At 40.8% G+C, this 14,629-nt stretch carries 12 protein-coding genes; 5 read left to right on the top strand and 7 right to left on the bottom strand.

From position 1 onward, the window contains the following. Positions 1-89: 89 nt before the first annotated feature. Positions 90-647, bottom strand: coding sequence for a hypothetical protein (locus L4C54_RS19845; protein ID WP_428809508.1), 558 nt, complete (start codon positions 645-647; stop codon positions 90-92). Positions 648-800: 153 nt separating this feature from the next. After that, positions 801-2,624, bottom strand: coding sequence for an ATP-dependent nuclease (locus L4C54_RS19840; protein ID WP_428809507.1), 1,824 nt, complete (start codon positions 2,622-2,624; stop codon positions 801-803). A gap of 195 nt (positions 2,625-2,819) precedes the next feature. Between L4C54_RS19840 and L4C54_RS19835 the strand changes: the two genes are divergently transcribed. Next, positions 2,820-2,954 (top strand): hypothetical protein, encoded by a 135-nt coding sequence (locus L4C54_RS19835; RefSeq protein ID WP_428809506.1) that lies wholly within the window; start codon positions 2,820-2,822, stop codon positions 2,952-2,954. Positions 2,955-3,063: 109 nt separating this feature from the next. On the opposite strand, the gene L4C54_RS19830 is transcribed toward L4C54_RS19835, so the two are convergent. Beyond that, positions 3,064-4,512 carry a tryptophanase gene (locus tag L4C54_RS19830; RefSeq protein WP_428809505.1) on the bottom strand — a complete coding sequence of 483 codons (1,449 nt, stop codon included), beginning with the start codon at positions 4,510-4,512 and terminating at the stop codon, positions 3,064-3,066. Positions 4,513-5,187: 675 nt separating this feature from the next. Between L4C54_RS19830 and L4C54_RS19825 the strand changes: the two genes are divergently transcribed. Next, on the top strand, positions 5,188-5,835 hold the full coding sequence (locus L4C54_RS19825) for a winged helix-turn-helix domain-containing protein (protein WP_428809528.1): 648 nt from the start codon (positions 5,188-5,190) through the stop codon (positions 5,833-5,835). Continuing rightward, on the top strand, positions 5,828-6,301 hold the full coding sequence (locus L4C54_RS19820) for a hypothetical protein (protein WP_428809504.1): 474 nt from the start codon (positions 5,828-5,830) through the stop codon (positions 6,299-6,301). Before L4C54_RS19825 ends, L4C54_RS19820 begins: the two co-directional genes overlap by 8 nt. A 95-nt stretch (positions 6,302-6,396) precedes the next feature. On the opposite strand, the gene L4C54_RS19815 is transcribed toward L4C54_RS19820, so the two are convergent. Next, positions 6,397-7,260 (bottom strand): hypothetical protein, encoded by an 864-nt coding sequence (locus L4C54_RS19815; RefSeq protein WP_428809503.1) that lies wholly within the window; start codon positions 7,258-7,260, stop codon positions 6,397-6,399. Positions 7,261-7,701: 441 nt separating this feature from the next. On the opposite strand from L4C54_RS19815, the gene L4C54_RS19810 reads away from it, so the two are divergent. Continuing rightward, positions 7,702-8,868 (top strand): YcaO-like family protein, encoded by a 1,167-nt coding sequence (locus tag L4C54_RS19810; RefSeq protein WP_428809502.1) that lies wholly within the window; start codon positions 7,702-7,704, stop codon positions 8,866-8,868. Positions 8,869-9,108: 240 nt separating this feature from the next. Then, entirely contained in the window at positions 9,109-9,471 is a 363-nt protein-coding gene (locus tag L4C54_RS19805) for a hypothetical protein (RefSeq protein WP_428809501.1), read from the top strand. A 282-nt stretch (positions 9,472-9,753) separates the two neighbouring features. Here the strand turns inward: L4C54_RS19805 and L4C54_RS19800 are convergent, their stop codons facing one another. From L4C54_RS19800 to L4C54_RS19790, 3 genes are all read right to left on the bottom strand, one after another. Further along, positions 9,754-11,802, bottom strand: coding sequence for a type I restriction-modification system subunit M (locus L4C54_RS19800; RefSeq protein WP_428809500.1), 2,049 nt, complete (start codon positions 11,800-11,802; stop codon positions 9,754-9,756). Between the two features lie 832 nt (positions 11,803-12,634). Then, positions 12,635-13,324: an ABC transporter ATP-binding protein gene (locus L4C54_RS19795; RefSeq protein ID WP_428809527.1), complete on the bottom strand. Its 690-nt coding sequence runs from the start codon at positions 13,322-13,324 to the stop codon at positions 12,635-12,637. A gap of 19 nt (positions 13,325-13,343) precedes the next feature. After that, entirely contained in the window at positions 13,344-14,627 is a 1,284-nt protein-coding gene (locus L4C54_RS19790; protein WP_428809499.1) for an ABC transporter permease, read from the bottom strand. Between the last annotated feature and the right edge of the window lie 2 nt (positions 14,628-14,629).

Here is a 14,629-nt window from a genome sequence, read left to right as displayed (position 1 = left end):
CATTACCTTTAACAATCAATAGCGGGGGAGAAGAGCTTAAAATTAAGGTACCAAGCGTTGTGAATAACTCTTAAATTTATTGTTAGGCGCTAATTATTATCACCCGCCTTTTGCCTCAAGCTATCCTGAAATGATTGTGCAACGAGTGCTGATAAAGGAAAGACTTCCTCACCTTCCTTACCAACAATTTTGAGGCGTAAATCAGAGTCAGTTAATTCCTGCAATTTTGCTGTCGTCAGTTTGATGGCGAAATATTCATATATATTTCCAGCATTAGCTGTATCTCTATCAATAAGCGTTACTGGGTACTCGAAACCCTTTTCGTTATAAACAGAGTCAACAAAATACCAATCTAGTGATTTCAACACGAAGTACAGCTGAATAAATTGTGGTGAATTAGCATTCTCGGACTTGTAAAATGCACGATATTTATACGCAATGCCATTAGCGCCACTTACAAACCAACTCATATAATAATCCGAAGTTAGCCAGCCCTCTTTCTCAAACTGATCGAATTCGTAGGTAACGTTGACAGCTTCAACACTTTCAGGTGTATTCGATATATCAATACGGTCATAGTAAGCATGCTTGAGTGACTGGCAACTAACTAGCATAAACACCAAAGTTGGTATTATTATTTTTTTCATTGTTTATCCAATTCACTGCATAACGCCTAATGCCCTATTAAGGAGTAAACACCGCGATACCGAAGCTTCCGCATAGCACCTTAACCACTAAACCCAACGCATAGAATAAATGCCACGTGTTACGAATCATTCCCAGACAGTTTGTTATACGTTTCAAGCTTCTAGTTGGTATCGTTCAACAACAATTTCTTCCAAGTTTTCTTGGGTAAATTCAGTTGTACGCGGATCAATACCCGCTATCTGTCTAACAAAGCTGGTAATTGATGCATCACCGTCAATATCGAGATTTTGCGCAAATTCCCATGCGGATAAAGGTTTTCCTTTTTTAACGTCATGAGAGTAATTATGTGAATCTTCGAAATTTTGAACTGACACGTAACGCTCTACAATGTTTGGAAATAGCTCGTTACTAGTAACCATCTGATTCCAAATGGTTTGATTCAGGGTCCAAGCACTGTTTGCTTTCGGTGTTTGATCATTTTTCAAAAGCACGTTGCCTTGTCGATCGTATTGGTACCTACAATCACTATCGTGGATTACATGTTGTTTTATCTTAAAGTGCGAGAGCCCTTTAACAAAAAAGGGCATGTTGTTTTTTGTACCAGTATTTAAAACAAATATATCTTTTTCAGGATAGTGTTCATCTAAGAGTTGTCTTACTACTATAGCTTCTGTATCGCCCTCAACCAAAACAACTTCATCAGCAAAAAACGTTTCGCAGATATGTGGGTTAAAACGGTTGAGCATTAGAATACGATCTCGGTTTTTGCCCTGAGAATCAAACACATCATCCCCAACTTGATGAATAATAGTCGTTCCATCTCCTTTTGCCGTCAAACGAGCCAGTGTTGTGTGAGGCTTCGATAAGTCAATTAGTTGAGGATTGTGTGATGCGCATAAAATTTGAAATTTTGATGCTCGACAAAGAGAATAAAGTGTGTCTTTTAATAAGCGAATTCGCTTAGGGTGAAGGTACAATTCAGGCTCTTCAAAAAGGATGATAAATTCCTTTTTAACTCCCTCATTTGCGTCTTCAGGATCATAGTCATTTTTAGATAAGCCCAAGAAGTTAAACATAGCTTGGCGTATTACACCATGCCCGTGAGAGTTAAACTCGCTCTTACCGTTTTGTCCTTCATGGTTTATAGCAACGCAAAACTCTTTGTCCAATGCTTTTGTAACATCAACACTTTGTCCAATTTGCGGCGATATAGATAATGATAATTCTGGGAAAACTTTTTGAAAGTTGGAGTTGGCTTTATCTGAAAAGCCTTTTACTAAGTCCGTATCTTCAATTTGAGACTGAAGCTCATTTAACTTATCAAGAGCTTCTTGATAAGTCTCAGCGTGTTCTGTAGATAGAGTTTTCAATACCTGCTTTTTAATTGTCTCAGTAATCCACTTACTTAAATCTTCTGGAGTTGGCATAGCGGGTATTACTATAGGAGTAGGAGCCTCTTTTGCCAAGTGTGAGTCAAAACCACCAAAACCATTATTTAGAAAATCACCTTCAACAGGATCAAATGTTTCTTTCTGCCCTTCAGCACCTGCGCGGGTCCACGTTTTCCGGAACCTAATTTCGTTTTGCTCTGATACCCATCGGTTAAGACCCTTACGTTCGAATACAGCCTCATCACCAGCTTCTTTAGTAAACACCATTTCCATTTCAATAGTGTTTTCTTCATCAAACTTGTGAAAATCTGATAAGGCACTTTTTTTCTTGGGTGTTACAAAATATTCATATGCTCGTAGAAACGTAGATTTACCTACATTGTTCTGACCAAAGATAAAAATAATGTCAGAATCATCGAACTCTAACACATTATTCTCACCGTTGATGTTTCTGAAACTTATGACTTTTAACGATTTTATTTTCATTTTTACCAACTGATATTTTAATTGTATGACTAAAATCTGGGGAAACGTATAGCGCTTATTAGACGAAATAATCCGTCTAACAATCGATGAACCTTTCATTAGGTGTGCTTGCTTACTTTACAGCGTGACGTTTGTTGAACACCTAATCGCTTGTTACACCGCTAACCTATCCCCATGCCCTACGCGAAACAAATAATTTATGTTTAATAATTAGTCACTAAATGGGGCAAGCCAGAACCGGCGAGTGCGAAGGTAAATGGAAATGAGTTTTGGAAAATAGAATATTCGCGACTCATGAATAACGATGGGTATGGAAAGTCGCTTAGGTTGGTGTTCAGTATTGATGGTGCAGATCAGGGCTGTATTGGTGTATTGTATCCCCATCAATACAGCCCGCTTTTCATTGGTGTATACAAACGAGTTGAATAGACGATCATCAATCGGTTGGGCCGAGTAGTAACACAGAAACATTTTTTCTTGCCCACGCGATTTATTAATCGCTCTACAGGCTTGCCATGCATTTGTATTTATCGTGTTGTTACATGTCTACTTGCGTAAATCGAGCATTGAAATGCCTCAACACAGGCGGCTCATAAGAAAAAGCTAACCCTCTTATTTGGCTTGCGTTTTCCTTCACTATAGAAAAGGCCTTAATGATATAATCCATATGAGACTGAGTGTAAGTCGCTCTTGGGATCGTGATACGTAATAACTCCGCAGGACACGGCAGTTGCACTCCTGTTTTTGGATCACGCCCGAGTAGCAATGAACCAATTTCTGGCGTTCTAATTCCAGCAATTAAATACAATTCATTAGCTAACGCCATTCCGGGAAATTGTGTCGGGGGAATATGAGGCAGTAATCTTCCAGCGTCTACAAATGCAGCATGGCCACCGGGTTGCTGACAGACAACCCCTATCTTTTCTAACCCTTCAACTAAGTATTCGATCTGTTTTACTCTATATTCAAGCCATTCTTGTCGCATCGATTCATACAGTCCAACAGCCAACCTTTCCATTGCGCCGCCTTCTAGTCCGCCATAAGTTGGAAAACCCTCCAAAACCACACATAAGTTTTGGCAGTCTTTAAAGACATCCTCATATTGACGATTTTTGAAACTCAGTAAACCGCCCATAGGTACCATCGCATCTTTTTTTGCCGACATAGACATTAAATCAGCGTATTCAAACATCTCTTTAGTAATCGCCTCAATACTTACATTTTCATACCCAGGCTCTCGCTGTTGGATAAAATACGCATTTTCAGCAAAGCGGGCACAATCAAGGACAACGGGGATCTCATATTCTTTTGCTATGGTGTACACACCTTTAAGGTTAGCCATAGATACGGGTTGTCCACCGATTGAATTGCATGTGATCGTACTAACAATGTACGGGATATTGTGGGGGCCATGCGTTTCGATGGTATCGCGAAGTCTTTCTAGATCAAAGTTGCCTTTAAATAGGCCATCCACGCTAGTGTCAAAGGCTTGGTCAGATGGGGTATTTTTAATCGTGCAGCCATTTATTTGCGCATGAGCCTGCGTGGTGTCGAAGAAAAAGTTTGAGATCACTACCATCTTACTTTTATCTAAACCGTGGTGAGTCTCTCTGTATTTGATCAAGTTAGGAACATACAATTGCTCTGCGCCCCTTCCCTGATGAGTAGGAATCGTCAAAGCGTAACCAAAAATATTAGTGACAACTGACTCCAGTTTTCGAAAGCTTTTACTGCCACTATATGCTTCGTCACCGAGTAGCATCGCCGCTTGCATTGATTGAGTAACCGCACCAGTCCCACTATCCGTCAAACAGTCGATATAAACATCTTTACTGTCCAACAAAAGCGTATTTAGACCCGCTTGTTCCAATGCCCTCAGTCGATCCGTTTTAGAAATTCGAGTAATAGGTTCAATGACTCGGATTCTAAATGGTTCGGGTAAATGAATAGAATCGCTTAACATCGGATCATATAGTTCTGCTTTCATATAGTAGACCTTACTGATTGAATTATGAAGTTCATGAACTACCGCTCAAATACAAGTATTTATATCGGTTTCATGCCTAATTTTAGCTTTATGGTAACCGCACCTAAACACATGCTGATTATTCCAAAAGAACAAATACCATAGCTTTCTATTCAAAAATCCAATCTTAATTTATGCATTAATTATAGCATTCGGTCCATCAAGGATGACCATGACCAAAAAATAAACTGGAGTAAAAGCATCGTTCATTACGTTGGAAATTAGCCGATTATCACAGAGCCATATTATGAACGTCATCTTGTATTCGTAATGACCTAAAGCAAAAATTCAACAAAACTTGGAATCACCATTTAGACCAATTAAACACAATTACGTTACTTAAAACGGTATTTTCGAGTCCAAATACGATTAAACCACTAGCAAGAAAATCGCCAATCACAAAATGACCTAAAAACTTAAATTCTTAATAAACAGTACCTTATAAAATTAGATATATAAATTATTATAAATAATACTTCATGTATGAAATTAATATGTTACTTATATGTAAAATTATCAGTAAGGCACACTAAACAAAAAAACGCTCATTTCTTCTTTTATTATTGGAGAAGAAACAGAGGTGCTTCCCTACAATGACGCTTGCTACACTAACTAAAAACGGAATAATAAGTGACCATGCTTATGACAGACAGCCAAGAAGACATTGATCAACAAACCCAATACCGGCTAGGTAAATGCATTCTTGTAAAAGACGACTCTACCTCCGAAATCCGGCTTCAGAATGGAAAGTCATTTTCACTGACACACCCCGAAAGTGCAATTTTACGCTGTTTGTATGAACACGACGGAAACGTAGTCAGTAAGTATGACTTGATCATCGCAGGTTGGGGACGACCCGATATAATCGGTTCTAATTCACTCCCCGTCGCAATGACTAACATTCGAAAGATTCTTAAACTGGTTGAGGTGGAGATTACTAATGTCCCACGGATCGGTTATAAACTTGAGATCCCGCAGACCGAGTTGCGTGCCACCCCCTCAATGGACGACACACTTCAAGATGGAATTCAAAAAGCATCGTTGCATCATGTGTTTAGTATAATCATTTTCTATGCCGTAATAAGCATTACTGTTTTATGTATATTGTTTGTAAGTACGTCCTGGGTAACTACCCAGTGTACGGTTATTGACACGGTGAAAGTATGTTATAACTCAAGGGAAAAACATCAATCAATAGCAATACCTGACACATTATCAGCCCAACCTAATGATACTTTCTATTTAAGTGGTCAAAACTGGATGAAGGTGGAAAATAATGAATAGTTTTCGAACAAGGTTCTCACTTACCTTATTGGTATTGATGTTTGCTATTTTTCTTTTTGGTGCGTTCGGTGGCTATGTGAGCAATTTTGAAATAAAAATCAATCTGGAAGAACGTCATCGTCGCGCTACGATTGCATCTAATCGTGGTTATGTCTCCGCGCTACATACTCAGGAAGACGATCAGGGCAATGTTATTTCCCAATGGCGTATTAATTCGTATCAGTTGATATATGGGAGCCAATGGATACGGATATTTGAAGATAGAGAGTTTATCGTAGGCAAAAAAGATGATGACAATTATGTCAACGTCGAAAACTTGCTAAGCGAAAATTTGTTTGCTCAATTCGAAAAAATTGAGCGAGTGGGTGACCAAGTTTACCTATGGCAGAATTACCCTACCCCGGCTTTTTGTGTCGGTAAAGTAATAGGGATCACGAGCCTAAGTGAATACATAAATAACCTTTAAACCTCTTCGACAGACGTTCACTAAAACGTTAGCCAAGTAAGGCTTGGGTAACTGGTGTATTCACAAGACAAATTTGGTCATTAAACGAATACTAACTATATAATATCATCGTCATTTTTAGCCCTGCATGACACAAGACCTTGAACGTTAGAATCCATACGAACAAGATCGGCACTTGCCATCTGTGTATTTGCCCCTATAGTCCAATCGCCAAAGCGATCATAACTTGTAATCAGCATTAACATACTGAAATACTGCTCTTTGCCCCCCTTTATAAGAATACGTCTATCATGATCGACAACTAATGCACCATTGCCCGCATCTAGAGTTGATACATAATCGTATGCCCCTCCTTCAGCCCTAATCACTACTTCTTCATGAACGCTGTAGATAGCGATCGGTAGTTTGATGGTTGCTGAATAATCCATAACCCGAACAGTGAGCTTTTCAATTCTTTTATCCCCCCTTGACGTTGAAACCTCGCTAAAAAAAAACGCATTCTTGCTCCTTGGTTTATTGCCATCGCGTATGACTTCCTGCTGTAACATTGGTTCTTCGGGTTCTTCGTCAAAGTACATTTTAGCCTGATCTCGATTAAACGTATTTTGTAGCGTTACGAGTCGCTGTCTAATTTCATCACCATATGTCTCAAATATTTGCTTAATCTCCGCTTCCCAATCAAATTCATCTGCCGCCCCGATCTTGGATACAATCCCAAGTTTAATGACACCGCATCGGCGATCACTATCCAATGAATCAATCGTACATCTGAATCCTTGAGACATTGTAATACTTGCTCCACATTGATAAGTGTCTCCTTCCGACATATTTAGCGGTGGAATGCATACAATGGCGTTTTCAGATTCAAACGTAGCCAGATCAGCTGTCCGATCATCTGCGATTGGTTCGGTTGCCCAACACATTAATGACATTGCTAATGGTTTTCCGAGTGATTTCATTATTTTCCCTCTATTGTGTTTATTCTTTTCATTAATGATCGATAACGAGTCAACATTATTTACAACTAGAACAAAGACCAGTTATTTATAATAATTAATACAAGCCATCCACGTTGGATATACATCAATAAAAATAACCCTACTCAATCCAAAACGAATGACATCACGACTATTACTGCGTTACAAAAACAAATAACAATCAAAGGCATTAAATAATCTATAAATTACTCCTTACCAATAAACACACGTGGTTATATAGGATTAAAATAATGCAGTAACGGCACAGAAATCCCTAGCGATAAATGGCGATAAAATTGAATTATGTTTTTAAAAAACGAACCAATACTAACTTAGGTGAATAACCGGTTACGGAACCAACACCTTAACAGTCACGTAAATAAAGTTCATAGCCTTATTAAAAACTAGAAAAATACGGAGTGGATGATGTACACATACGCAGTCCCATCAGAACGTCAAATAGATGTGAATGAATCACTGAAAAACATTACAGATTGCCTAAAAGAATACAATATTCATTCCTCTGTCAAGACGAGTCAAAATGGTTTAGTGGCGTCCGTCGATTTATCAAACAATAAAGGCGAATACTTAACGACAGGCGTAGGTAAAGGACCTTGGTCGGTTGTCGGCGCATATTACAAAGCACTCGAACAGATACTGCTGCAATATCAGTTCATTTCATCAGACACATCAGTCCAATCTCTAAGACATTGGCTATTATCAGAAGAGAGGCACTGTGCATGCTTGTTTGGGAATATCTTGACGGAATATGACGACGGCCCTTTGAAATACTCGCGCTACTATTCACTCACTAACACCCACACTTACCTAATCCCAGAAGTGCTCGTCAACCCCTATCACGCTGAACCTCTTATAAAAACTGATGCGTTTCAATTTCTTAAGACTTATTCATCAAGTAGCGGCTGGGCCTCTGGCTCAACATTCGAAGAAGCTATTTTGCATGGTGCGAACGAACTTGTCGAAAAACATCATATGAGTGAACTTTATAAACAGTATATTAGTCATTCTCAATATACTGGCTCGTTTTATCGGGTATTAATACCTTTAGCGATATTAGAAAAAAATCCGTTATCAACCATAGATCTTGACCAGGTCACAGTGATCATGTCGGCTACTGAGCTCGGGTCTTATTTCTGTGCTTGTATCCTAGAATCAGATATCAGCCCTATGACATTACGCTCGTCAGGCGTCTCATACTCTAAATACCACGCTATAGAACGGGCATGGTTTGAACTGGTTCAAACCGTCGAATTCTTTAGCCCGATTAAGCATGAAAAAGACACCCAATCCGCAAACTTTTTAAACAGTGTTGAGAAACTAAGTAGGTTGGTCAAATTTTCACACTTTAGCGATCTGCCAATTAGGGATCTAACCGCCCTTAGGCCTGACTTGCACAGTTTTTATTACCATTACAAAAAATTAAACCTAGCGATAAATGAAACACGTTCATCTCTATTATTTCGCACCGCATTCCAAACAAAGAATATATGGTTTGTTTCCGTTTACATACCCGGATTGGAGCGATTCAATATCATTGACAAAGGTAAATGGGTCATACCTTTAAGATAAATTTAGATTATAAAATCAAGACATATCATTCACTAATATAATTACCATGCATTAATTATTCATAATTCATAATTCATATTTTGTATTTTGTATTTTGTGATGATAAATAACCACAACGAAAGGAGCACATATATGCTAATAAACACTGAAAGTTCGCGTTATATACTTACAATAATTATTGGAGTTAACTCTTCCCTAGCTGTCGCTAACGATGTATATAATCACCTTGGAGAACCTATAATGATCGACGTTTCACAACTCCATCAAGACCCGGACAGTTATGAAATGATCGATGAAAATGGCCATATCTATATTTTCAATGGCACATACTTCCTAGATGGAAAAATCCCCGACATTGGAACTAAGGAAGAATTACCATGTAAAGAATCGTTACTGAAAACGATTAATATTGAAGAGGGGGATAATTTACAGCCAGAAATCAACGATTGCTATATACAGAGGATAACCAATGACGAATATGAAATTGTCCCAATAAAATATTTGCCAAAACCGAATCCAGATAGAGCAAATTACTATATGCCTGGTGAAAACAGCTATGGACCACACAGACGACTCGATGTATTTCAGCAGTTAATCATGTAATACGACTTATTGGGAAATCACATTATGGAAAAGGAATACTATGAAAATTAGATGAGCCTACACACTTGGTCTTTTTAACACGGGTTGGCAAATGAGCGTTGTATCTCTTTTATTAATACATCAAACATTATGCCCGCAAAGCCTTTTGCCACCTCTTCATTGGACATCAATCATTTCATTATCTGATAAGGCCTCATTAAAACAGATCGTTCATCCGTTCTATAATTGCTTTAAGTTGCTCTGTTTTCGGATCTTTTGGTGCGGCACCTGCACTGTGCTTTATCAACAGAAGCGACGGCGGCGGTTTCGAGGCCTCAACGATTTTATTTCCTTACTACCAAAATGGTTAAAATCAATCTCATAACCAACAATACCTACTCCCCCATCGAGTGGGTCTGTCTTATTGATGTCAATCCACGCGTCTGACACACGCGGTAACACTTCTCGTACAAAGTAGTTCCCAACGGTTTGCGTGAGTGGAACGTTTTCATAATCACGAAGCTCTGGGTTGGCCTCTGGTGTGCCTTTTGCTTTTCCGGATTCATGCAAACACACTTCGGCCTCATCATCGTGTTCCCCAAGGTGTTTTACTATCAATTTTTGCTGCGCTGCTGTTAACTTTGTGCCCCCCAGAATACTGGTGATGATCAGGTTTAATGAGGTCAGAAACGTGTCGCGCGAGTTCTGTTTTTCTTTCTCAATGCAACTTAAAGCCGCCTTAACATTACTTTGAACTGAACTCGCTAATTTAAGCCAGGCTTTATCGGCTTGCAGTGCAGTGAGTCGAGTCTCATCCTTTGGGTAAATCGCCAATTTTAATGGGCGATCTACTGTGATTCTACGGTAACCAAACGCTCGATAATCGAAGATCTTGCTGACGTCATTTTCAATAAAGTGACCGTAGGTGTTCACAATAATTTCTATGCCGTCTTCGGTGAGTTCCCGACGCTTACTGCCTAACGATTTGCGCATCGCTTGATAAAATACGTGTTCATCTTTTGCTTCATCCTCAACGTCTGTGTTTTGAAAAGAAGCACGACCGTTTTTTTTAGCGTGCTCTTTAGTTGCGTTTATAAGCTGAACTTTGCCCTTTCGGTTTGCTGCTTTATGGCTAGATAAAAGCCACACATAGGTAGCAATGCCCGTGTTGTAGAACATGTCGGTTGGTAGTGCGACGATTGTTTCAAGAAGATCATTTTCAAGAATGTAACGCCTAATCTCACTCTCTCCACTGCCTGCGCCACCGGTAAACAACGGAGATCCATTCAAAATAATGCCAATGCGTGAGCCACTTTCGTTTCGGCTAATTTTACTCGAACGAGGGCGCATTTTACTCACAAGGTGCATCAAAAACAGTAATGAACCGTCTGACACTCGGGGCAATCCTGCACCGAAACGTCCTTCAAAACCTTTCTCTTTGTGTTCGTCGTAGATAAACTTTTGAATTTTTTTCCAGTCCACCCCAAACGGTGGATTCGACAGCATATAATCAAACTTTTCTGTACGCAGTTGATCGTTTGATAAGGTATTTCCCAGTTTTATGTTGTCGACCTTTTGGCCTTTGATGAGCATGTCGGCTTTACAGATCGCATACGATTCAGGGTTGAGTTCTTGACCAAACGCCGAGAGTTCAGCGTTTCTATTGAGTTGAAGAACGTATTCCATACTCGATGATAAGAAACCGCCTGTACCCGCGGTTGGGTCGTAAATTGAGCGCACTAACCCAGAGCTGGTTAATGCTTCTTCATTGGCAAACAGTAACGAGGTCGTGAGATCAACAATGTCTCTGGGTGTGAAGTGCTCTCCCGCGGTGTCATTTGAGCTTTCGGCAAAGCGCCTGATCAGCTCTTCAAAGATAAGCCCCATCCCGTGATTGTTAATGGCTTTTGGGTGAAGGTCTGCGGTTGCAAAACGTTTGGCGACTTTGTATAGCAGATCCGCTTCTTCAAGTTTGTCGATGGTGTTAAAGAAGTCGAAATGCTCAAAGATCTCGCGGGCGTTGGGGCTAAAAGACTGAATATAATGCTCAAGGTTGCTGGCCACCCCAGTTTCACCGAGCCGATTTAGATCCATTTGAGAGGTGTTGTAAAAGCTTAACTTTGCGGTGTACGTCAGCAGTTTGTTTTGCGCTTCAAACGGCATCTCTTTTATGTCGTCATACTTACTAAGAACGTCGGGCTTATTGGCTTCAAGCACACACTCTAACCGTCTTAATAGTGTGAAAGGAAGAATGATTCGACCGTATTGAGATTGCTTGAAATCACCGCGAAGAAGATCGGCGACCGACCATAGAAAGGCAGCCCGTGCAGCGAATTGACTTTCAATTTTCATAGGCGTTTATCAACGATAATCCGTCGACCTCTATATCAAACGTTTTCATACTCATAAAAATAACCTTGTCATTACCTTTAATGAGCAAATAGGTTAGCCTCAGCGTCTAAGGATGGGTAATTAGTTATGAATAAATTATGCTTTGATAAAGCCGCCGTTTTCTATCTCCCTTTTCATTTTTATCAGGTCAATTGAGTCTAATTTTCAGAGTAGACATTCAACAGCATTCCTTATATTGGGTAGCGGGCGTGTTTTCTGGGTGTAGTAATTGATTACCTATAAATAACCATTAATTACTACATCCACCCTCTAATACCTGTCATCTTCAGTGGTGTGAATAAATAAGTGGGTACAACCTAGCCAACCTAGCCTGTGTCGTTTTGCCTAGCGACACTCCCCCCGCTCGTTTATTCATGGTTGTACGCAGCAGTAACAGTATGTCGCGCAAGGAAATGCTGTTTCATTTTGGTCTCCATTCCACTATATGCTGTGTTTGGCTACAGAGCGCTCCCCCCAATAGAGCGTTCTGTAGCCTCTTTATTTCTCTCATTTCTGAACTCAACAATTATTGAATCAGAACTTCTTGATTCAATTTTATCAACCCCATTAACAAGGTCATCAGTAGATAGCGAGAGCGGCTTTTAAGCTCCCCTAACTTGGTTGTTGATGATCATTGGGCAATCTCATTAATCAACGTGACTACGCGAATAGAAGTAACTGGAAGCGCTAGGGCTTCCTATTTCGCTCAGTGCGCTTTTTACGTTGTGGTTGGCACTTGATCTCGCTCATCGATCACGGTAAACCGTTTATAACAACTTAGTGAATGTCGCGACTACCTCTCGGTATCCGAAACCACCATGCCGTCTTTAATCGTGATGATACGCTTGGTATGGTCTGCTAAGGCGTTATCGTGGGTAACGATGATAAGAGTTCTGCCTTCGCAGTGGAGTTGATTAAACAAAGCTAAAACCCCCGCACCAGATTTTGAATCTAGCGCACCTGTTGGCTCATCAGCTAGGATGATCTCGGGATCGTTGACGAGAGCTCTGGCTATGGCGACTCTTTGCTTTTGGCCGCCTGAGAGTTGATTTGGTTTGTGGTTTAAGCGGTCGCCTAACCCTACTTGCTCTAATAATTTGGCTGCACGTTGGCGACGCTCTTTCGCTTTGATACCCGAATACACCAAAGGCAATGCGACATTATCCAATGCAGTAGCGTATTCCAGTAAATTAAAACTCTGGAATACAAACCCTATCTTCTGGTTTCGAATCCTTGCTAATTCATTTGCACTTTGGTTCGCCACGTTTTGACCACCAAGTTGGTATTGTCCGTCGGTCGGTTTATCTAGGCAGCCAAGCATGTTCATCAATGTCGATTTTCCTGAGCCCGAGGGACCAAGAATGGCCAGAAATTCACCTTGTTGAATGGTTAAGTCAACGCCATCTAATGCGCGTACTTCCGTTTCTCCGCTTGAATAGTATTTACATATATTGGTGAGCTCAACAAGCCGCTTACACGACATGATCTTTCCAGAGTTCTTGCTATTCACTTTGTAATGCCTCCAATGGGCTCACTTTTGCGGCTCGGTGCGCTGGCAGCCAAGCAGATACGACGCCAACGAACACTAAGGTGGAAATCACAATTGCAACAACGCCCCAAGACAGTTCAGGGACTGGTTTGCCTAGTTCCTCATAGAACTTGTTTCCTTCTAGACTTATCGCGCCTATTACCGATACAAGCGCATAAGTGACGCCCAAACCCAATACGCCGCCTAACATCATGGTCATCAAAGATTGCACTAAATAGTGCAGACGAATGGCGGTAGGAGTCGCACCGACAGCCATTCGCACGCCTATGTCTCGGGTAGACCGTTTCACAGTGGCATACATCACATTAGCAATCCCGACACCCGCTACAGCAAGAGTGACAAAACCAATGATGCCAAGGAAGCTTTGTAAGCCAATCAAGAATTGCTGCATGCTTTTTTGGCGTAGGAGCATATCTATAATTTGCACCGCCTGAGTATCACTGCTGCTGACACCATACTTACGAGCCATGATTTGGCGAATAGTGGCAGCAAGTTTTTTTCGGTCTGCGCTCGCTTGTGGCTCGACATTAATGCCTTCGATTTCACCATTGAGATAAAAACGCTTCCACGTTGTTAATGGCACAAAGCTGGAATAATTGATCTGTTCGCCCAGCTCGACTAGAGCACTGTTTTTTTTTAACACGCCAATCACTGTGAACGCTTCACTGCCAATCTTTACCGTTTTTCCAACAGGGTCGCTTTGTAATACCTCTGGCGCATACCATGAGAACTCATTGGAAGAGTTGAACAAATTTGCAGCCAACGTGTAACCCAATACAACGACTTTGCGTCTGTGCTTTTGGTCAAACGGGTTTAGCCAGCGCCCACCCTCCATTGGGACTAGATTCGTCATGGAGGCAAATTCTGTTGTCACGGCCAATGGTTCCTGCCATGCGCTGCGGTCACCATGGGTAATACGCTCCGTCCACCTTGCCGTTGATGAAACGCTTTTCACTTCTGGGAGAGCTTGAATCACTTCCGTATCGTCCAGTTTTAAGATCATTAATTTGCCTTCGTAAAACGCGCCATAATCGACACTTATCCGACCAGCGCTCAAATGAATCAGGTTACCGTTCCCATTTTTCGCCGTTCTCATTACGCCCTGGAGAATGCCTTCGCCCACCGCCAACAAGGCTGCGATACACAGTGTCGCCCATGTGACAGCAACAATGGTCAATCCCAAACGAAGTTTTTCTGCGGCCATCTCTTGAAATATTTGTCTCATTGGTAACAACATGA

This window comes from Vibrio lamellibrachiae (assembly GCF_050337265.1).
Taxonomy (GTDB): Bacteria; Pseudomonadota; Gammaproteobacteria; order Enterobacterales; family Vibrionaceae; genus Vibrio; species Vibrio kyushuensis.
The sequence above is the reverse complement of the archived record's forward strand: the minus strand, read 5'-3'. Positions and strand labels throughout refer to the sequence as shown.